The organism is Longitalea arenae, from assembly GCF_016924755.1.
Taxonomy (GTDB): Bacteria; Bacteroidota; Bacteroidia; order Chitinophagales; family Chitinophagaceae; genus Niastella; species Niastella arenae.
Map to the genome: position 1 here is coordinate 231,361 of NZ_JAFFJX010000003.1, position 21,265 is coordinate 252,625.

General features: G+C 47.7%; 13 protein-coding genes. 6 read left to right on the forward strand and 7 right to left on the reverse strand.

Annotation, left to right across the window (positions count from 1 at the left end; genetic code table 11):
* Positions 1-52: 52 nt before the first annotated feature.
* The 5 genes from JT717_RS09760 to JT717_RS09780 form a co-directional block, all read right to left on the reverse strand.
* Complete coding sequence (locus JT717_RS09760) at positions 53-2,902, reverse strand: endo-acting ulvan lysase-like protein (RefSeq protein ID WP_205510026.1); 2,850 nt, start codon at positions 2,900-2,902, stop codon at positions 53-55.
* Positions 2,903-3,035: 133 nt separating this feature from the next.
* On the reverse strand, positions 3,036-4,799 hold the full coding sequence (locus tag JT717_RS09765; RefSeq protein WP_205510027.1) for a RagB/SusD family nutrient uptake outer membrane protein: 1,764 nt from the start codon (positions 4,797-4,799) through the stop codon (positions 3,036-3,038).
* Between the two features lie 19 nt (positions 4,800-4,818).
* Positions 4,819-8,094, reverse strand: a complete 3,276-nt coding sequence (locus JT717_RS09770; protein WP_205510028.1) for a SusC/RagA family TonB-linked outer membrane protein — start codon at positions 8,092-8,094, stop codon at positions 4,819-4,821.
* Positions 8,095-8,328: 234 nt separating this feature from the next.
* Positions 8,329-9,354, reverse strand: coding sequence for a LacI family DNA-binding transcriptional regulator (locus tag JT717_RS09775; RefSeq protein WP_205510029.1), 1,026 nt, complete (start codon positions 9,352-9,354; stop codon positions 8,329-8,331).
* A gap of 21 nt (positions 9,355-9,375) precedes the next feature.
* The gene (locus JT717_RS09780) at positions 9,376-9,573 is read right to left on the reverse strand and encodes a hypothetical protein (RefSeq protein ID WP_205510030.1); all 198 of its coding nucleotides are present in this window, start codon (positions 9,571-9,573) and stop codon (positions 9,376-9,378) included.
* 564 nt (positions 9,574-10,137) lie between these two features.
* Between JT717_RS09780 and JT717_RS09785 the strand changes: the two genes are divergently transcribed.
* Positions 10,138-11,160: a LacI family DNA-binding transcriptional regulator gene (locus JT717_RS09785; protein ID WP_205510031.1), complete on the forward strand. Its 1,023-nt coding sequence runs from the start codon at positions 10,138-10,140 to the stop codon at positions 11,158-11,160.
* 513 nt (positions 11,161-11,673) lie between these two features.
* Complete coding sequence (locus JT717_RS09790) at positions 11,674-14,538, forward strand: DEAD/DEAH box helicase (protein ID WP_205510032.1); 2,865 nt, start codon at positions 11,674-11,676, stop codon at positions 14,536-14,538.
* A 180-nt stretch (positions 14,539-14,718) separates the two neighbouring features.
* Here the strand turns inward: JT717_RS09790 and JT717_RS09795 are convergent, their stop codons facing one another.
* Positions 14,719-16,134, reverse strand: coding sequence for a sugar porter family MFS transporter (locus JT717_RS09795; RefSeq protein WP_369411698.1), 1,416 nt, complete (start codon positions 16,132-16,134; stop codon positions 14,719-14,721).
* The gene (locus tag JT717_RS09800) at positions 16,064-18,055 is read right to left on the reverse strand and encodes a glycoside hydrolase family 2 protein (RefSeq protein WP_205510034.1); all 1,992 of its coding nucleotides are present in this window, start codon (positions 18,053-18,055) and stop codon (positions 16,064-16,066) included. The genes JT717_RS09795 and JT717_RS09800 overlap by 71 nt, the downstream gene beginning before the upstream one ends.
* Positions 18,056-18,213: 158 nt before the next feature.
* Between JT717_RS09800 and JT717_RS09805 the strand changes: the two genes are divergently transcribed.
* From JT717_RS09805 to JT717_RS09820, 4 genes are all read left to right on the forward strand, one after another.
* A complete protein-coding gene (locus tag JT717_RS09805; protein WP_205510035.1) occupies positions 18,214-19,101 on the forward strand; it encodes an AraC family transcriptional regulator in 888 nt (295 codons plus the stop codon).
* A gap of 224 nt (positions 19,102-19,325) precedes the next feature.
* Positions 19,326-19,658, forward strand: coding sequence for a YegP family protein (locus JT717_RS09810; protein WP_205510036.1), 333 nt, complete (start codon positions 19,326-19,328; stop codon positions 19,656-19,658).
* A gap of 280 nt (positions 19,659-19,938) precedes the next feature.
* Positions 19,939-20,376, forward strand: a complete 438-nt coding sequence (locus tag JT717_RS09815; RefSeq protein WP_205510037.1) for an SRPBCC family protein — start codon at positions 19,939-19,941, stop codon at positions 20,374-20,376.
* A 292-nt stretch (positions 20,377-20,668) separates the two neighbouring features.
* Positions 20,669-21,130 carry a (2Fe-2S)-binding protein gene (locus JT717_RS09820; RefSeq protein ID WP_205510038.1) on the forward strand — a complete coding sequence of 154 codons (462 nt, stop codon included), beginning with the start codon at positions 20,669-20,671 and terminating at the stop codon, positions 21,128-21,130.
* The last annotated feature ends 135 nt before the right edge of the window (positions 21,131-21,265 follow it).

The window sequence follows — 21,265 nt, forward strand, 5'->3', positions numbered from 1 at the left end:
CAGCAGCAGGCTGAAAAAACAAGCGCTGCAGCGAACCTGGCAGGTCATTCGCTTATTCAATTTTTGTATAAGGCAATGCCGGCAATGCAAATGACAAAAAGGAGCTGCCATTGATTAATTTCTTTCTGCCCGGAATGGTAAGCGTTTTACCTGCAAGTTTCACTACAAGCGCCGTTCTGCCGGGCAGTAATTCCAGGGGCATGGTCAATGTAAAGGGTTGCGAACCGCCTACATACCAGCTATTGTTTTCCCTGCACAGGACGACCGATGCACTATCAACATTGGTGCTGATACTGACCCCCCCTTTTGCCAGGCTGCGTCCGTTGCCCAGGAACAAATAATGTATTTCATGGCTATATTCACTGACCACGCCATAGGTTCCCCGGAATGTATAGTCTTTATGATTGATCACTTCCTCACCGGATGCTGTTGAAAAAACAGTTTGGGTACTGCCGTTCCTGCTTTTTACCACGATACCGGTAAAATCAGCCGGGGCTTTGGCCGGTGTAATGGAGGAAATGGAAACAATAGAAGCCGGCTGTGCACCCGACGACGGTTCATACACGGCCACAAATGGTTTTGTCCACGCTTCTCCATATTGCCTGGCCACGATGGTTGGCAAAGGCAGATCGGCAATTTCTTTCGGCACAATGCCGCGATCAATGGCGGTTGACTTAGGTGATTTAACCGTAAACAATTCCCGGCCGCCTGATCCCTTCATCCACATATTCATAAATATAGAATCGCGGCCCGGCATTTTCAACTGGAAGCTTGCTTTGATATCAGCCGTAGTTTGTACGGATCGCTCATCATACAAATAATCGTAGGCAAAGAGATCGCCATTGGCGAATGCGAGTTTATCAACAGGCTGCAAGGGTAATGGTTTGCCGTTATTGTCGCTCACGCTCAAGCCCTGCCCCATGTTATGATAAAAATAATCGTGGTACTTGTCGCCACCTTCTTTCCGGCGCGACCTGAACACATCGATATAATAACCGCTGGTATCGCTGGTGCGGATGATACTCATCAATCGCTGCTGATCGGCATTGGTTTCCGGTTCCAGGAAATAGAGGTCGGAAAAACTCAGATGCGGAAAAATACCCGTTTTCACGCCGGAAGCGGGATAACAACTTTTCAGCTGGAAGCCATGGTTGCTGCGCATCTCTGGATAAGAAGAAATGCCATTGACCACAACCGTATTGTGGGCCGGAAACTTCGAGTAATACTCTGCATAATCGGGTTGAAAATAACTGGAGCCAACACCTGCTTCCGGCGCCAGCGGCAATCCTTTGCCATATAATTCGAGGGAAATGCCATTGGCATGCATGTGATTGCCTTTCGATCCGTTCAGCGAAAGGGCCAATGCATGTTGCGGATCCCTGCCGTTTCGCTGGATCAGCCAGCTAACATTCGGCGAATAAAATAAAGGACTTACAAAATCCGTCAATTCCCCGGCTGGTATATTTTCTTTTAATGTAAAATCAGCATACGTAAGCAAGGAAACCAGGTTAGCTTTTCCACCCATAACCGACGGCTTCTCCGCTGCCGCTTGTGGATCCACCATTGACCATTCACCATTCACCATCCTGATCATCTTCGTGAACAACTCTTCCTGCTCCGGCTTCTTATTTTTCTGCGCATTCATTACTACCTGCCGCGCGGCAGCAGTTGATAAACGGCCATAATGCGAATCGCCAAAGGAGATCATATATCCATTGGGCATCAGGTATTGTGCAGTTGCCAACACCGCTTTTTTCAACAGGGGCAATTGTTCCAGCAGATCGAAATGAAGCACCCGGTCGAACAGGGTCACGAATTCCATGAACTCGTTGATGACCACCTGCGAATAACCCGGACTTTCATTCCAGATGCCGGTAACAGGGTCATAACCTCTTTTGATCAGTTCGGGCAATGACCATTGACGCACTGCTGTTTTATTCAGGATCTGATCGAGGTAATACTGGCAGCCCCGGCCATCGGCATATGTTTTATCATCCTCCAGCACCAGGGCGATCATCGCGACAAAACGCGCTTCTATCAGATCCCAGTTATTGAATGGAACCCCGTTCCTGATAATGAGGTCGGCCCATTTTTTAAAGGCACCCGCATATATAGACATATTACCGGGTGCGTGCACCTGAATGTAATTAAACAGGAAATCGTAACAAACCGTCAGTTCGTTGAGAATATCTTCATGGATCACTTCAAAGGAAGAAAGGCCAACCAGCGTTTGATTATGGCCGTGGTTGAGATCATAGGGTTCCTTCCGGTAATAGATCCCCTGCATGTAGGTATCAAAAAGATCATAGGCAAACTTTGCATACTTTTCGTCGCCCGAATACCAGTATACAATGGCCGCATTTTGCGCCATTGTCATGATCTGGCGGTTGATGCTTTCTACTACCCGGCCGGTTTTCGATGGCTCCACCCATTCCAGGGGTTGACCGGGTTTTGACCGGTTAACATAATACAAACCCCGCGGATCGTCCATATAGGGCACAAGATCTTCCAGCTTCGGCGCCCCATAGGAACTAACGGCATCACGGGTACCGGTGAACCGCACAGTAGGTACAGGGGCTTCCCCTTCAGCATGGTCGTATACCCCGCCTTTTATGAACACGTCGGTGGACTTAGACTTCCAGTACATCTGCAAACGCGACACGATCCAGCTGCTGTCGCTCTGGTGGCGGTTCACATAGGCTTCCAGATTACCGATCGATTGTTCCCAGGCCGAACGCGCCCAGTCGGTGCTGCCGATCAATTGTTGCAGGCGCGGTTTTTCTTTATCATTCGTAAGGAGTCTTGGATGCAGCGGGGTGATGCTGGCAGGTATTCTTATCTGCTGCCCATAACCGAACAGTGCGAATAACAGACTCAATAAACTTATACCTATATTTTTCATTACCGGCGTAACATTAGTATTAACAGAAGCTCGGTTATCCTGATTTTGCGATTTCGGGATTTTGAGATCTGGGGATTGCTTTTGCTTCAGCAGATCGGCAGACTGCAAACTCCCACATCGCAAAATGCGCTTATTACCAATCCGGATTCTGATCCAGGTTGGGATTAAGCGCTCTTTGCTGGGTTGGTATAGGCAGCAGGTAGTTCTTTTCGGCCCACTTGCGGCTGCTCTCAAAGATCAGGTTGCCGTCGGCGTTCACCGGAAAGGGCGAACTGCCATTTACAACCCAGCGGGTCTGCCAGCGCGTACCAGTCCATTTAATGCCCAGAACGTCCATAGGCATTTCTACCTCCGCCGTTTTCCAGCGCTTCAGATCATCTATTCTGAATCCTTCCAGGAACAGCTCGATGGTCCGTTCCCGCCTGATCTCCGTGCGCATATCCAGTGCATTCGTATTCACCAAGGCATTGTTCAATTTCGGCATTGATTTATTTACGCGGTTACGTACCAGGTTCAATGACCTATCCAGATCTGCATCGCCAATGTTCCCATTGCGCTCATACACCGCTTCTGCATAGTTCAGGTATACTTCCGCCAGGCGGATGACCGGCCAGTCGTATCCTTCTTCATTATCATTCAATCTTCTTTCGGTGGCCCATTTCTGACTTTGGTAACCGGTACCGGTAGCGGCATTATGGCGGCCGCGCGAACTGGCGACATCAGCCGCATCGCTGGTCCAGTTGGTGCGGGCGCCGGGGTTCTCATTGTCCCAATAGTAGTTGCTATCGATCATCATGGTATAACGCATACGGTTATCGCGGTTCATGAATTCCGAGCGGGTGGTGGCATATCCCTGGAACAAAGGCGATTTGTTGATCGGCAATCCATCCTGGCAGAGGTACATATCGGCCAACTTTTTGGTAACGCCACCCCCGATCAGGGTGTGCGTAACATTGTTCCTGATCTGCCGCAGCGTGTAGGAATAGCGGTTAGCCAGAATGTATTCTTTATTGCTTGATTTGTTCAGTCCGGCCGGATTCGATTTCTCGTCTTCCAGGATGAACATATATTTCTGTGCAGAATCGCCCAGCACGGCAGGAGCAAACAACTGGTATTCATTACTGGTGATCACTGCATTGCTGGCGCTGATGGATTTATCGAGCAAAGCATTGTACCGGTTCGCATTTCCATTGCGGAATTTTTGCCAGGTGCCTTCGTATAAGGCTACGCGGCCGAGAAATGCCTGTGCAGCGCCTTTGCTGATGCGGCCTTTATTGGCGGCGCTAATAGCCGATTCCAGGGGTAATACAGTGATCGCCTCTTCCAGGTCTTTGATAATAAGATCAACCACTTCATCGCGGCTGTTGCGGGGCGCCTGTAATTCGGCGGAGCTTGTCGAAAGCGGCCTGGTGACGATCGGCACACCGCCGAACTGCTGCAGCAGATCGAAATATACATAAGCGCGGAAGAACTTTGCTTCTGCTACATACAGCAGGCGGTCGGCCCTGGCTGGATTATCCATATCGGCACTGTCCTTTGCCAGTAAATAATTAATAGCCCTTAACCTTGTGTATGCATTATCCCAGTTGGCATCGGTAGCCACCAGGGTGTTGGTGCCGTTACTGAATGGACTGCGCGAGGGAGTTAGGTCGCTGCGGATATCAGCATGGGGCGAAGGGGGTTGACCAGGCGCCGGATCATACAGTACATTGGCAAAAGTGATCAGGTAATTATAGAATTCATTTGCAGCGAGTTTATACTGTTCGGCCGTTTTCCAGTAATCGGCATCAGAGATCTCATTGATAGGCTTCAGATCAACCAGCTTGTTACAGCCGGAAACCGCCAGCATCAGCACCCCGGCCACAAAGGCTATATAAGTAAGAGTTATCGTTCTCATTCTTGCTGTTTTAATGATTTTAGAAAGTAACATTTACGCCTGCAGTGAGGTAGCGGTAAAAAGGATAACGGCCGCTGAAGGTGCTTACGTTATTGTTATTACTGTCTCCCCCATTGGCCACATTGCGGGTGGCTTCAGGATCCCAGCCATCGCGGATCCGGCTGCGCTCCCAGAGATCATTACCCGAAAAATAAACGCGCAGTCTTTGAATGCGGGCTTTTTGCGTAATGTTTGCCGGCAGCGTATAACCGATCACCAGGTTTTTCAACCGCAGGTAGGCGCCGTTCTCTTTCACCCAATCGGAAGGGAAATAATTATAGTTATTGATGCCGCCGGTTGAAGAAAGGCGGGGCAGATAAGCGCCGGTACGCTCTGGCGTCCACCAGGCATTTTCAAAAGCTTTGTTCTGCGCCTGGAATACAACGGCTGCCGGTATCCGCCAGTTGCCGTCGCGGATAAGCGTTCTTTTACCTACACCCTGGAAAATGACATTACAGTCAAAGCCATTCCATTCCAAACCTGCATTGAATGAATACACCAGGCGCGGGTCGTCGGTGCCCAGGAATTTGGCATCCTCGGGGAATGTGATCTTGCCATCGCCATTCAGATCTTTGAACATATTATCGCCCAATGCCAGCCGCGTATTGGCAATAGCGGCAGGCGCCCCGGTAGGCATGCCAATATTATTATCCTTGATATAAGCGCGGTAATCATCCAGCTCTTTTTGAGTTTGGATGCGGCCTGCATATTCGAGGCCAAAATAGGAATTGATGGGATAACCTTCCACAGCGGTGTTCAGGCCCCGGTTATCGGTGCGGATCAGTTTTTGTCCGCCAAAATTCACCAGTTTGGTTTTATAATCAGAAATATTACCGCCGATATGGTAGCTTATTTTCTTACCGATGCGATCACTCCAGTTCAGGGAGATCTCCCAGCCATTGGTCCTTAATTTACCATTATTACCTGCAGGCGCGGCCGCACCCAACACCGTGGGATAGGTACGTGCGATCAGCATATTGTCATTATTCTTTTGAAAGACCTCAAAACTTCCACTCAACCGGTTATTCAATACACTCAGATCAAGCGCCAGGTTGGTGGTTTGCACTTTCTCCCAGGTTCTGTCTAGCGCCACCAAGCCGCCGGGTGTTATGCGCACGGCCGGACTGGCGCCAAGGATGGGGAAACCTGCACTGCCGGCACCGCCGGAAAAAGCAATATTCAACATTTGGATATAATCATACAAACCAATGCCGCCCTGGTTACCCACATTTCCCCAGGATGCTCTTAGTTTCAGATCATTGATAAATCTTAGATCTTCCATGAATGATTCCTGCGAAATGCGCCAGCCGCCTGATAAGCCGTAAAAGAATTTCCAACGGTGATCCGGATGGAATTTCGAAGAACCATCATAACGGCCATTTATTTCAAACAGGTATTTATTCCTGAATGCATAATTGATCCGGCCGAAATAACCGGACAGGGCATAATGGCTCTGGTCTTCGCGCGATGTCTTGGAGGTGGCGTCACCGATAGTAAGATTCAGGGAGGAAGGCACATCGGGGATCGCATCCAGCGCTCTTGTAAAAAAGCTGTTCAGCTCCTGCCTTTCATATTGCGCACCGGCCATCATCTTTACATCATGATCCTGGTTAACAATTTTCGCGTATTCCAGGTAAGCGTTCAGGTTATAATAGGCTTCTTTGCGGTTGCCGCGCTGGTAAAAGCTTCTGTTGGTATTGGAAGGCGATAGCGTTGAGATCACCTGTGTGCCGGTATAATCGTACCAGGTGATCACATTTTCGCTCGTCCGGTAATCGGTGTTATGAAAATAATAACCGGCAGCAGCCACTGCTTTCAGTTCCTTCGTGAAATTATAAGTTACATTAAAGCTGCTGTTAAGGCGGGTATTCATTTCCCTGCCATCACCACCATACTTCGCGATATTATTATTGGTGGCATTGGAGATACCCGAGCCCCATACATAGGGCTTGCCATTCATGGTTTCCAACGGCACGCCCGGCTGAATACCATTATTAAGCACCGCACCGATATTGGAAGGTTGAATGATATCATTCTTCTCCACCGAGATATTACTTTCCAGCTTCAGCTTTTCAGAGAAGCGGTAATCATGCGTCAGGCGCAGGTTATATCTTTTATTTGAATTGTTGCCTACCTGCAAGAGGCTGCCATCATTGAGGTAACCCATTGAAATGCGGTAACCCGATCGATCGTTCCGCGATGCAATGCTTAACTGATGTTCATTGGATACCGCATCGCCCCATAATACATCCTGCATAGTGCCGGGGAAAAACACAAAATCCTTCACATCGGTAAAAAAACCGGCAGGGTTCAACCCCATCCCGTTCAGGGCCGCTGCAGCCTGTGAATAAGGCATGTATTGAATATCGTTCGCCACCGCATATTGCGCCAGTTTACCATATTTGTACCATACATCGTTTGGCGCCAATCCATCGGTGACGCGTGCTTCTTCCATCATCGGGCCCCAGCCGGCTATATCGATAAGCTTCGGCATTAAACCGATCTTTTTCTTCGATACAGATCCATTGTATTGAATGGTAGCTTTTCCCGACTTCGCTCTTTTGGTAGTGATGATCACCACGCCACCGGCAGCACGGGCGCCGTAGATAGAAGCCGCCGCCGCATCTTTCAAAAAAGAAATATTATCTATATCGGCCGGGTTGAAAGAGTTCAGCGCACTGCTGTTGGGCAGTGTTAAGCCATCTACGATCACAAGGGGCTCCGTACCATTAACGGAAGAATTGCCTCTTATTAAGAAGTTCCATGCTTCCCGGCCAGGCTGCGCGGAGTTCCTCGATATTGTTACTCCCGGTACCTGTCCCTGCAAGGCAGCGATCGGACTGGCAATAGGTCCGCGGTCCTGGAATGTTTTTGCATTAACGGTTGATACGGAACCGGTCACCGATCCTTTTTTGGCAGTTCCATAACCTACCACTACCACTTCACCCAGCTCTGCATTGCTAACGTGCAGGGCAATGGACATAGGTTGGGTGAGATCGGCCTTTATGGTTTGTGCGCCGAATCCAACGGCGCTGATCTCCAGGCTGGCATCGGCCGGCGCCTGTATCGTAAACTGGCCGTCTTCTTTAGTGGCGGTGATCTCATTACTGCCCTTCACCTTTACAGTAGCGCCAGCAATGGGTTCTTTGCTGGCCGCATTAAAGACTTTGCCGGTTACCGGCTTGTTTTGCGCATGGGCCATATGGCTGCCCAGCAGCAATAAGAGCACAAAGAGTGCAGAAAGGGGCAATCGCATAGTAGTAGTTTTAAGTTGTGGGTTCTTTTGTTGATTGTCTTTTATTGGGAGTGTTTCGTTTTAGTTTAGAGTTTGTGGTTTGTGGTTACTTATGTTCAACCTGACAAGTGAATGTTTGCTTCGCTATTTTCGTGGCCCATTCACCATTGACCATTCACCATTCACCATTGACCATTCACCATTCACCATTGACCATTCACCATTCACCATTGACCATTCACCATTGTCTATTGTCTATTGTTTTTGGCTCGATTCCCGGATGATCAGTTTGGTTTGTAATACCGTGGTCTTTTTTTCCGGTGCTTTTTCATGACCGGTTAAACAAGCCATCAATTGCTGCATAATGTGTTCAGAGATCTCGCGGATAGGTTGCGCAACAGCGGTTATTGATGGTGAGAATAAGGAGAAATGGGTATTATCGTCGAAGCCGATCACGGCGATATCACGGGGCACTGACTTTCCCAATTGTTTAATAGCTTCCAGTCCGCTTATGGCGAGGTAGTTGGTAGCAAATAAAATGGCATCGATCTGCCGGTGCTCCTGCAGAAACAATTTGATCTCATGGCTGATCTTCTCCTGGTCGGGCTTCAGATCGAAAGCAATGGTCTTCACATAAGGCGTGCGCCCGCTTTCTGTTATGGCATGATGATAGCCATTCAGGCGATCGCGCATCTGGGTTTGCGAAGAAGGAATGGTCACCAGCCCGATGTTCTTATAATTGTGCTGTAAAAAATGGCGCATCGCCTGGTATACACCATCGAAATTGTCGACCACAATATTGCAGGTGGCCAGGCCGGGGAAATACCGGTCGAAAAGCACCACCGGAAAATTGTCATCCATCAATGCCTGGATATCATCTTCAATGCCGGGTGGCGGTACTATAATATAACCATCCACCTGGGTGTCGCGAAAGGCGCCGATGATGTTGCGGGTTATGCGGGAATCATTTTCGGTGCTTGCATAAAAGATCTTATAATCCAGCTTGTATGCCTGTTCTTCAATGATGCGGGCGATCGCCGAAAAGAAAGGATCGGCAATACCTTCCACCAGCATACCGATGATCTTGCTTTTGCCGGTGCGTAAACTTTTGGCGATCCGGTTAGGCCGGTATCCCAGGAGGTTTACATGCTTCAGGATCTTCTGTTCCATTTCTTCGCTGATGCGCTTTTCAGCCGCCTTTCCATTCAACACAAAAGAAACAGTAGCCGCAGAAACGTTTAGCTGTTTGGCAATGTCGTGTATAGAGACTTTCTTTTTCAAGGTGTTATACTATTTAATCGATTAAGCAAAACGCTTAAAAAACAATTGCTCATCAGCTGTGAAAAGCAGAGCTGTATTATTATAATAAGCGGTGTTGAATGCTGATAAGAAATGGGAAGAGTTCCTGACGCGAGAAGCGATAAACGGTGCAAGATCCTGAGACACACCGTGGAATATTGTCAATTGAACACGAATATCAAGCGAACGCTTTTTTGGCATAGCAATCTTATTTCGCTGGCAATAGCAGTGAGTTAAAAAAGCAAAACAGCTTTTTTTTACTACTAAACCGGCAGTTTAGTTAATCGATTAGGCAAATCCTGTAAATTGGTGTCAAATTAACGCTTCTTACTGAACGCTACCCTTGAATGCGGTCAGTTTATTTGGGCAAACGTTGGCATTGGAAGAAGCAAGGGCAAGGGGCAATAGACAATAGGCAATAGGCAATTCTCAATGGGCAATACACAATTGACAATAGGCAATGCAATATGCAATAGACAATTGACAATGGGCAAGAAGCAATCGCAATGGGCAATGGGCAATACACAATAGGCAATGGGCAATGCAATATGCAATATGCAATAGACAATTGACAATAGGCAATGCAATATGCAATAGACAATTGACAATGGGCAAGAAGCAATGGCAATGGGCAATGGGCAATGCAATACGCAATAGACAATACGCAATAAACAATAAACAGTAAGGCTAGATGATGGGTTGCTGCCTGCCAGCGGGGCCGAACTGATAACTGTACACTTAACTGCAACTGAGAACGATTGACTTATGAAACATGAAAACATTACAATAAAAGACATTGCCAGGGCACTGAATCTCTCCTACTCTACCGTTTCGCGGGCCTTGAAAGACAGCTATAAGATCAGTGAAGCCACCCGGCAACTGGTAAAAGAATATGCAGAAGCGCATCATTACCGGCCCAACCTGATGGCGCAAAGCCTGAAGAACCAGAAAAGCCGCTGCATCGGCGTAGTGCTTTGCAGTATTCCCAATAGCTTTTTTGCAGAGGTGATCAGCGGGATTGAATCCATTGCTTACAGCAAAGATTATCTGCTCATCATTACTCAAAATCTCGAATCCTATGAGCGGGAAGTAAAAAACCTCGAGAATTTGACCTGGCGTTCCGTAGACGGGCTCTTGGTTTCTTTATCTACCGAAACAAAAGACATCGGTCATTTTCAACGATTGCATGAACAGGGTCTGCCCATCGTCTTTTTCGACCGGGTAACCGATGCCATTCCTACGCACCAGGTAATAACAGATAATACCGGCGGCGCCTACAAGGCCACCCGTCATTTGATTGAACGTGGGTATAAACGCATTGCCACCATCACCAGTTCACCTTATTTGTCTATTACGCGGGAAAGGCTGGCCGGTTATGAACAGGCGCTGGCCGAACATAATATACCTGTCAATGAAAACTATATTCAGTATTGCGCGCATGGCGGCATGATCATCGAAGAAACAGAAGCGGCATTGAATGCCCTGCTGCAGTTACCGGAACCACCCGATGCCGTACTGACCGCCAGCGACCGTATCACCGTCGGCAGCTATTCATTAATTCAAAAAAGAGGGCTTACCATTCCGAACGATATAGCCGTTGCCGGTTTCAGTAATTTTCAATCACCGGAATTATTCAATCCACCCCTTACAACCGTGCGGCAAAATGCCTTTGACATGGGCAAACTGGCTACCGAATTACTGCTGCAGCAAATAGAAAGTAAAAGGCCGGTGGATACATTTAAAAAACTGGTGCTCCCGGCGGAGCTTATTGTTCGTAGTTCTACGTAGTATTAGTTCAAAGTTACCGGTTGCCGGGTTCCTGTCGCCGGTTGCCACCGGCGTTCAGGTTACAGGTTACAAGTTGCAGGGGAAGGCGCTTTAAAAGAAGTGATCTGGTTATAAAATGTGTGTGTCTATAACAGGAGCTGTTACAGGTTACAGGTTACAAGTTACACGGAAAATGCGCCCAAAAAGAATGAACCTGGTTATTAAACGTGTGCCTCGATCACAAGAGCCGTTACAGGTTGCGACAGGTTACAGGTTACAAGGGCTACCGGTGCAGGAGGCTGAAATGCATACAATTAAAAAGATGGAAGACCCTGAAACCTGAAACCTGCAACCTGCAACCTGAAACCTGAAACCTGAAACCTGTAACCTGAACCTGCAACCTGAAACCTGAAACCTGCAACACATCGCCCCTGCCCCCTGCCTTTATATTTCCACACCTGTGCAAAAAACGGATCGCCCAAATGGCCCCGTCCCCCTATTTTTGCCCATTACACCAATAAGTATTTTCTGCCAATGATTTCTACGAAAAGCGATCAGAAAAATGTGTTATTGTTACAGCCCCATCGTTTATTGTCAGATCATCAACTGCTGGAATGTTTACAGATCACCAAAGAAAAAGGCATTCCGAAATATGTGAACAGTGAGCTGAATAGTGCGGAATTGAACAAAACTTATCCCAAATTGCCCAAAGAGGTAAAAGACGCCCTCTTGTGTTTCGGCAAAGAGCGGATCGGCCTGTTAAAAGAAGAGATCCAGAAAAAGTTCACCTTACAACGCGCCGGCATTTCTTATGAAGTGTATTATAAAACAGCTATCACCCGCCGCCTGCACGAGCATATGGAAAGAATGAAACCATTTGCTGCACTGGTAAAATGGTATCATAAAATACCGGGCGAAAAAGGTAATTTCAAAACAGCGCCCGGCAGCTTCAGCACTTTCAAACCGCAATTGCAGTTCGAAGTAACGAAAAACGGCAACGCCCTGCAGTTACATACTTTTATTTCCATAAACGGCGCCACTTATGGGCTCGAGCAGTTCAGCCGCTACCAGTTCCTGCTGCTCAGCGGTAATGAATATTTCATTCTTGCCTATAAAGACTTTCAAACCCTCGAATGGCTGAAAGAAAATGACCCGCAGCAATACAGCCATCAGCCGCAGGAATTTTCAGAGATCATTCTGGCTAAACTGGAAACAGATTATACCGTTAACCGCAATAACCTCTTTCAGAAAAATGAGATCAGGGAAAAACCGGTGAACCGCGTGCTGTTGAGTGAGATCAGCCAGTCCTTCCTCGTATTAACGCCACAATGGGAATACGACGGTTTTATTACCGAAGGTCCGTGGAAAGCAACCTATGAGATCACGCGTAATGGACAGGCCTACGCCATCTACCGCAACCAGCAGGAAGAACAGGCCCTGTGGCAATTGCTGGAAGGATTACATCCCAACTTTGAAAAACAACTGAACGGGTATTACTATCTCTCCTTTGAGGAAGCGCAAAAAAAGCAATGGTTCCTCAAAGTATACCATAAACTGCTCGACCTGAACATCCAGGTGATCGGCATGGATATGCTGCAGCATTTCCGCTATTCGCAGTTCAAAGTAAAAGCCGATGTTACCATTCGAAATGAGATCACCGATGCCCTGGTACTGCAAATGGTCATTTCATTCGGCGATGAAGAAGTGTCGCTGCTGGAAGTTCAAAAGATCATCCAGGCCGGACAAAGAGCCATTCTCCTGCAGGATGGTTCCTTAGGCATTCTGAACGACGAATGGTTACAAACCTATGGCACCATCATCAGGCATGGAAAAATTTCCGGGCAGGAAATACAGGTGCCGCGCTGGCTTGCCTTCAGCGAAGAAGAAAGCGCCGATGGCAGCGCTGTATTAAAACCTACTTTGAAAGATACCTGGTTGGAAAAATGGCAGCAATGGCAACAGGATGGTGAAAAAGTATACGAAGTGCCAGCGACTATCAAGGCCCAGCTGCGTCCTTACCAGCAAAAAGGCTTTGAATGGATGTTGCTGCTGGCCGAAGCAGGCGCCGGCGCCTGCCTGGCCGATGATATGGGTTTGGGTAAGACCCTGCAAACGATCAGTCTGCTTACCCACCAGCTACAGGAAAAAGCCAACCAACGGCATTTGATCGTTTGTCCATCCTCGCTGATCTATAACTGGTCGCAGGAATTACAAAAATTTGCATCGCATGTGAAGGTGCTGATCTATCATGGCGCGCATCGCACCATCGAGGACGCAGCTACCGGCGATTTCCAGGTGATCATTACCAGCTATGGCACCGTACGGCAGGATATTGAAGCTTTATGCCTTATCCCTTTCGGCACCATTGTGCTCGATGAAAGCCATACTATCAAGAACCCGGCTGCGCAGATCACTAAAGCGGTAGAAAGATTGCAATCGAGTTTCCGCGTGGCGCTCAGCGGTACGCCGGTCATGAACAATACCTTCGACCTCTATGCACAAATGAATTTCCTGCTGCCGGGCATCTTTGGCAGCCGCGAATTTTTCCGGCGCGAATATGCCGATGCCATCGATCATCGCCGGGATACCGATAAGATCAAAACCCTGCAACGCATTACCGCTCCCTTCGTATTACGCAGAACCAAAGAACAGGTAGCCGGCGACCTTCCCGCTAAAACCGAAATGGTGATGTGGTGCAAAATGAGCGATGCGCAACAGCGTTTGTACGACGAAGTAAAGGACAGCATCCGGCAAAGTGTATTCCTCAATATAGAAACCGAAGGCCTCAATAAAAGCAAACTCGCGGTCTTACAGGGTATGCTAAAGCTGCGGCAGATCTGTAACTCGCCCCTGCTGCTGCCCCGGGAAGAACAAAGCTGCAACGATTCGGTGAAGACCGATCTGCTGATGAATGAATTGCAGAACAACCTGAAAGACCAGAAGGTGCTGATCTTCTCGCAGTTCACCACCATGCTGAACCTGCTGGCCGAAAAATGCCGGGAGGAAGGCATTGCGTATTATCATCTTGACGGACAAACAGCCCCTGAAAAACGGATCGAGATGGTTAACAAATACCAGGAAGCCGGCAATACCACCAATGTGTTTCTGATCAGCCTGAAAGCCGGTAATGCCGGTTTAAACCTCACGGCTGCAGGGTATGTCTTTCTGTTCGATCCCTGGTGGAATACGGCTGTGCAGCAACAGGCCATCGACCGTACGCATCGCATTGGCCAGACTAAAAATGTATTTGCTTACAAGATGATCTGCAAAGACACGATCGAAGAAAAGATCATCTCCCTGCAACAGCATAAGAAACAACTGGCGGAAGAATTGATTGCCGAGGACGAGGGTTTTGTGAAGTCGCTGACGGAAGACGATATCAAGTATTTATTCAGTTAGTACCCTTGGTACCGTTACAGGGTACAGGTGTCAAGGTTTCACGTTTCATGTTACAGGTTGATTTGTTACCGGTTACCGGGTACCGGTTACCGGGTCTCAAATTTATTGCAGATTGAGTATGGGCGGGTGTTCCGCATTAAGGGCCTGGCAACCGGTAACTGGTAACTGGAAACGCTTTCATTAATGTCGTATGCTTATTTCCTCCAACGTCTTCCCCTTGGTTTCGGAAATCCTGTTACGAACAAACAAAAATCCCAACACACAGATCCCGGCATACATATAGAAGGGACCAAAGGCGCCCAGCTTTTGCGCCAGCACGGGAAAGGTAAATACCAGCACGAAATAAGCGGCCCATAACGCCACTACCGCCACGGTAGTGGCTTTTGCGCGGATATGATTGGGAAAGATCTCGGCAATAAGCACCCAGGTGACCGGCGCCAGCGAACTTGCATAAAGAGCTATGGCGATCAACACAAAAACCGAGACCAGCGAAGCCGCTGCCTGTGCCTGTAATAACAATGCCAGTATAATATAGATCGCCGATAAACCGGCAGCACCGGCCAGCATCAATGGTTTGCGGCCCAGTTTATCCACCTGCCACATGGCAATGATGGTAAAGACCAGGTTCACGGCCCCAATGGAAACCGTTTCAAACAATTGCTGATCGAGGCTTGCGCCAACCGACTCAAAGATCGTAGAGGTGTAATTGAACACTACATTGATCCCGCAAAATTGCTGGAACACGGCGAGCAAAATACCCGGTATAATGAACCTGCGTACCGATGGCGACCAAATACCGCTGACCGCATCTTGTTGCGCACCCGATAAGGATCGCTTTATATCGGTAATGGTATGTTCTGCAAAATCCGGATTGCCGATCCTGCCCAGGATCCGCCTTGCTTTTTCCTGTTGACCGGCCTGCATTAACCAGCGCGGACTTTCAGGTAACCACATGACCCCTAACAGGAATAATAAGGAAGGTACTGCGCCTAAGCCGAACATCCAGCGCCAGGCATCGGGGCCATTGTCAGCCAGCAGATAATTAACGAGGTTGGTAACAAGGATGCCGATCACAATGGTAAGCTGATTGATAGCCACATTACGGCCACGCACTGCCGGCGGTGAGATCTCTGCAATATACATGGGGCTTAACATCGAGGCCATGCCTACGCCAATACCTGCTGCAAAGCGCATCACAATGAAAACCGTTAAGGACCCCGATAAGGCCATGCCAATAGAAGACAATGCAAAGATGATAGCAGCGGTCATCAATCCGGGCCTGCGGCCATACCGGTCTGCCAGCGCACCCGCGATCAAACATCCGACGATACAACCCAGGGCCAGGGAACCGGTCAGAAAACCTTCCCACCAGGCGGTTAAGCCAAACATGGTACGCAAAAAAGGAAGCGCGCCGGAGATCACGGCAAAATCGAATCCGAACAGATATCCACCGAGGGCTGAAATAAAAGAGATGGCTATAATGTAACCTGAATTAAAACGGTATTGGGTCATGGCAAGCATTTGATTAATGTACGAATGGATAACTGATAACGCGATAACCGGCCGGTGTACAAATATCGAAATTGGCGCGCGCATGCATACCGGCCAGGGTAATGGTGGCGCTTTCGCCCGGTTTTAACGTTGGCAGCTTTTGAGATAAACGCTGTCCCTCCGTCCCCGGCCAAACGATGGTAAAATCACGCACGGTATAAGATGGCAACTGGTCTTTATTTTTAAGGCTTACCTGTACGGTGGTCTCGTTCAGTTTTTTTGTATTTGTAATGACGATCGGTGATGCCAGCTGCTTGAATACATGGTAAGATGATTTCTTTTTGAAATACAGATCGGTGATCCCATGAATGCGGGCTTTGTAGTTGGCGGAACCATCTTCCCCCATATGTGTGCGGTAATCGTTCAAACAAAAATAAATGCAGCCCGCAATGTATTTCCGCCTGGCCCATTCATTATAATGATAGGTCATATCTTCAATGCGCCGCAGATCACCGCCGGCAAAGCGCGGTTCACATAATCCATTTTCCGTGATGAGCAGGGGCCGGTCGCCGATACAACTTTCAATTTCGGCAAAATAGGCCGGCAGCTCTTCTGTCTTTTTACCAAACCAGGTGCCGATGTATTCGTTCCAGGTGGGCAGATCGCCAATGAACGACTCATCGTTCTCTTTCCGCCGGAACGTTTCATTAGATACCACATTCACCAGGCGCGAACTATCCAGTGTTTTTACATATTGCTTCAAGCGCCGGTATTGATCGGGATCCCGGTCATTGCCATGTACTTCATTGCTGATGCCCCAGGCAAAGATGCAGGGATGATTATAATCCCTTTCGATCATTTCCCTGAATTGCAAACGCGCCACCTCTTCCAGTTCAGGGCTTAGCCGGCCGGGTTGCTGCCACCAGGGAATTTCCGCCTGCAGCAGCACGCCTTTTTCATCGAGCTGATCGAGCATATATTCATCTACCTGCCAGTGAAACCGGCTGATGGTCACATTCAGGTCTTTGAACATATTTGCCACCGAATCCATTACCCAGCGCGGTTCTGCACTGCCATGGTCCGGGTGGCTCGAAGGCATATACTCCAGTCCCGGCAAACGAACGGCTTCATTATTCAGGAAAAATTGCGGCCCGCGCAGCTCTATTTTACGGCAACCAAATGTTTGCGTCACCTGGTCGGTGGCTTGGGCATTATTGCTAACGCTTACCTGCAGCTGATACAGGAAGGGATCGTTAAAATGCCAGAGATGCACTTTGCCGAGATCGATGTAACTGGTGAACGCATCACCTTGCTTTATTAATCTCAGATCTTGCGTGAACACATTTTTCTTAGAGCGTTTTTCATAAATGCGAACGGCTGCCTGTACCGCTTCAACATCCTCCTCCCATAACTTCAGGTTAAGCCTTGCTGTAGCTGTTGAATCAGCCATATTGATATCGGGTGTAATGTGTACATACCGTATAGAAGGTTTGCCGCTAAGCTGTAACTGCACGCCACGGATGATACCACCATCATTACACCAGTCGAACTTTTGTTTATACGGCAGGTTGGAAGCCGAGAATGCATTACTTACTGAAACTACCAGTTTATTAGGTGTGCCGGTCTTTACACTTTTTGTTACATCTACATAAAAGCTCGTATAACCGGCATTGGTATGCGTAGCAAGCTGGATTCCATTCAGGTAGATCACTGCATCATGATATACGGCATCGAATTTCAACCTGATCTGTTTATTACGGTGCTGTGCAGGCACCGTAAAGCTTCTTTCATACCAGGCCAGGCCGCTGTAATCTTCCAGTCCCTTCATTACATTCCAGGTATGCGGCACCTGAACTGTAGTTGCATTGGCCGGTAAGCCGGCAGACCAGTTGTTGTTTTGGCCGGCTTTGGCAGAATCGACGATGAAACGCCAGGCGCCATTCAAAGGGATGGTATTTCTTAAGGTTTGGGCAGGAATCGATATTATAGTAAATAGCAGCAGGCAGGTGCAGATAGTTCTTTTCATGAATGGCAGCATTGTTGATCGCATAAAAAATATTATACAAATATGCCGGTAAGCGGTTGGCGGGAAAATAGAAATTTTTACGGAAATGATGGACAATGTTATTTTCCGGCTGTTAATTATCAACTATATTTATAGACAAATCACACAAACAGCTTGCCATGCCGGTACTCAAGAAAAGGGAAGGTTTTCAGGGTCAGCGCTCCATCGTATTGCCCAGGAAGATCATCACGGAATTCAGTAACAGCAATACGATCGCCACAGGGCTTTACATAACAGATATAGGCTATTACCCGAAGGCAAAATATCATTACCGGCAGCGAACCCATGGCAGCGATCAGCATATCCTTATATATTGCCTGGAAGGAAAAGGCAAAGCGCAGGTAATGAAAAATAATTATTCCCTGCAACCCGGTTCATTTATTATCATTCCGGCCGGACATGCCCATAGTTATGCATCGGCGGAGGAAGATAGCTGGACAATTTACTGGATCCATTTTACCGGCTCTTTGTCGAAAAAAATAGTAGACACATTAAAACAAAAAATGAATGGCTATTGCAGCCGGGTCACCTTCAAACAAAAACGGCTCGATCTGTTTGATGATATGTATGCCTGCCTGGAACGTGGTTATGGAAATGATAACCTCAGTTATGCCAATATGTGTCTGTATCATTTCATCTCCACCTTCCTGTACGACGACCAGTTCAACCTGGCAGAGAAAGTACATGGTGATGATCCCGTAGAATTGTCCATCAGCTTTATGCAGCAGCATATAGCGCAGGCGCTTTCCCTGGAGGCCATTGCCCAGTCGGTAAATTTTTCAGCCTCTCATTATTCGGCCCTGTTTCGCAAAAAGACGGGATTTGCGCCTATTGAATATTTCAATCATTTGAAGATCCAGCTGGCCTGCCAGTATTTACATTTTACTGAATTGCGGGTAAAGGAGATTGCGGATAAGCTGGGTATTGAGGACCCCTACTATTTTTCGCGGCTATTCACCAAATTGATGGGCATGTCGCCTAACCAATACCGGAGCAGTAAGAGCTGATGTGCTAATTAGCTAATGTGCTGATTTGCTGATGTGCTGATGTGCTAATGTGCTAATGGAAACAGCCATTAAACAGCTTGATCTAAATCAAAACTTACTCAGGAATGAGCGAACATGTATCATATTTCAACAATATGATTATTTTTATGCTATGCGTAATTGTTAGTTAATCAATACCAGCTACCGGTTCCACAACCGGAGCGTTAACCACAAACCTTGATGATATGGGAAAATTCATTATCACCAAACGCGTAAATGGAGAATTCCAGTTCAGCTTAAAGACCGGCAATGGCGAAACCATTCTCAGCAGTGAAGGATATTCCACAAAATCCAATTGCCAGAATGGGATTGAGTCGGTCAAACGCAATGCTCCGGACGAAAACAAATATGACCGGAAAAGAGCCTCCAATGGCAAATTCTATTTCACCCTGGAAGCGGTTAATGGTCAAACCATTGGCATCAGCGAACTGTATGAAAGTGAAAGCGGCTGTACGAATGGGATCCTGTCGGTAAGAATGCAGGCCCCGGATGCCACTATCCAGGATGCAACGATCTAGTTTTGAAAGCGCAATTCAGCTACACGCGGTCCGCCAACTGGCGGATCGCTTTTTTTATTGCATACAGCATATAACTGGCAACTGGTAAAGTTTACCAGATATGGCTGACTGAATACCGGGTATTCCGCCAACTGTTTAACTGGCAACCGGTAACCGGGCAGCGTCACCCTGTCGCATTCACCCCCCGAATTTGTCCCAACCACACCCTTTTCAGGTTCGGAATTTGTATCAACTTTATACTGTTGAAAAAACCAATTCTTTCATTCAAAAAAGTATTAATATGGAAAAGCAGGAATTCAAGATCACCATCGACGCACCCCGTGAAAAAGTATGGAAGGTTTTATGGACGGATGATTCCTACCGGGCATGGACAGCTCCTTTCTCTGAAGGATCTCATGCTGTTTCCGACTGGAAGAAAGGCAGCAAAGTGCTGTTCCTGGATGGTAATGGAATGGGTATGGTTTCCAAAATAGATGATGCTGTTCCAAATGAATACATGAGCTTCTTGCATCTGGGCATTGTGAAAGACGGTGTGGAAGATACCGAAAGCGAAGAGATCAAAGGATGGGCCGGTGCACATGAGAACTATATTCTGAAAGACGTTCAGGGAAAAACAGAACTCCAGGTAGAACTGGATATCGATGAACAACATAAAGAAATGTTTTCCGACACCTTTCCGAAAGCGCTGCAAAAGGTTAAGGAGTTAGCGGAGAATTAGTTCAAAGTTCATAAGTTCCTGAGTTATTAAGTTCCTAAGTTCTTGAGTTTAGAATTAATCGCAAGAAAAAATAACTGAATAGCGAAATAACTGAACAACTGAATAACTGAATACTAAATAACAGAGCGAACCCCATCCCGGGCAGTTCGCTCTTTTTATTTTCTCACCAAAAGTTAACCTTAATTGTCACGGAATTCAGCCACAGTATCATTTTTTGGTAAAGAGCACAACCATCCCTCCCATTATGACGTCATATAGGCCTGATTTCTTTAATTTTATCAAAACCAATGTCATGGCTTCCTATACAATTACCGTCAACAATAAAAAACACAGCGTTGATGTGCTGCCTGATACGCCCCTGCTTTGGGTTTTACGCGATGAGCTGAACCTGGTAGGCGCCAAATTCGGCTGCGGTATTGCCCAATGCGGCGCCTGCACGGTGCTGATGAATGACAATGCCATCCGCGCCTGCAGCTACCCGGTGTCGGCAGTTGGCACCAATAAAATAACTACCATTGAAGGTTTGAGTGAGAACGGCGATCATCCCGTGCAAAAGGCCTGGGACGAAATGGACGTGCCGCAGTGCGGCTATTGCCAGAGCGGCCAGGTAATGGCAGCGGTAGCGCTCTTAAAAAGGAAGCCCAACCCCACTGATGACGATATCAATGCAGCCATGAGCAATATATGCCGCTGTGGCACATATGTGAGAATTCGTAAGGCCGTGCATTTGGCGGCAAACAAAACTGGGAAATAACAGTTACCGGTTACCAGTTACCGGTTACCAGTAACCAGTTACCAGTTACCGGTTTCCGGTTACCGGTTACCAGTTACCGGTTGCCGGTTACCAGTTCCCGGTTTCCGGTTACCGGTGATTCCAAAAACAATGAAG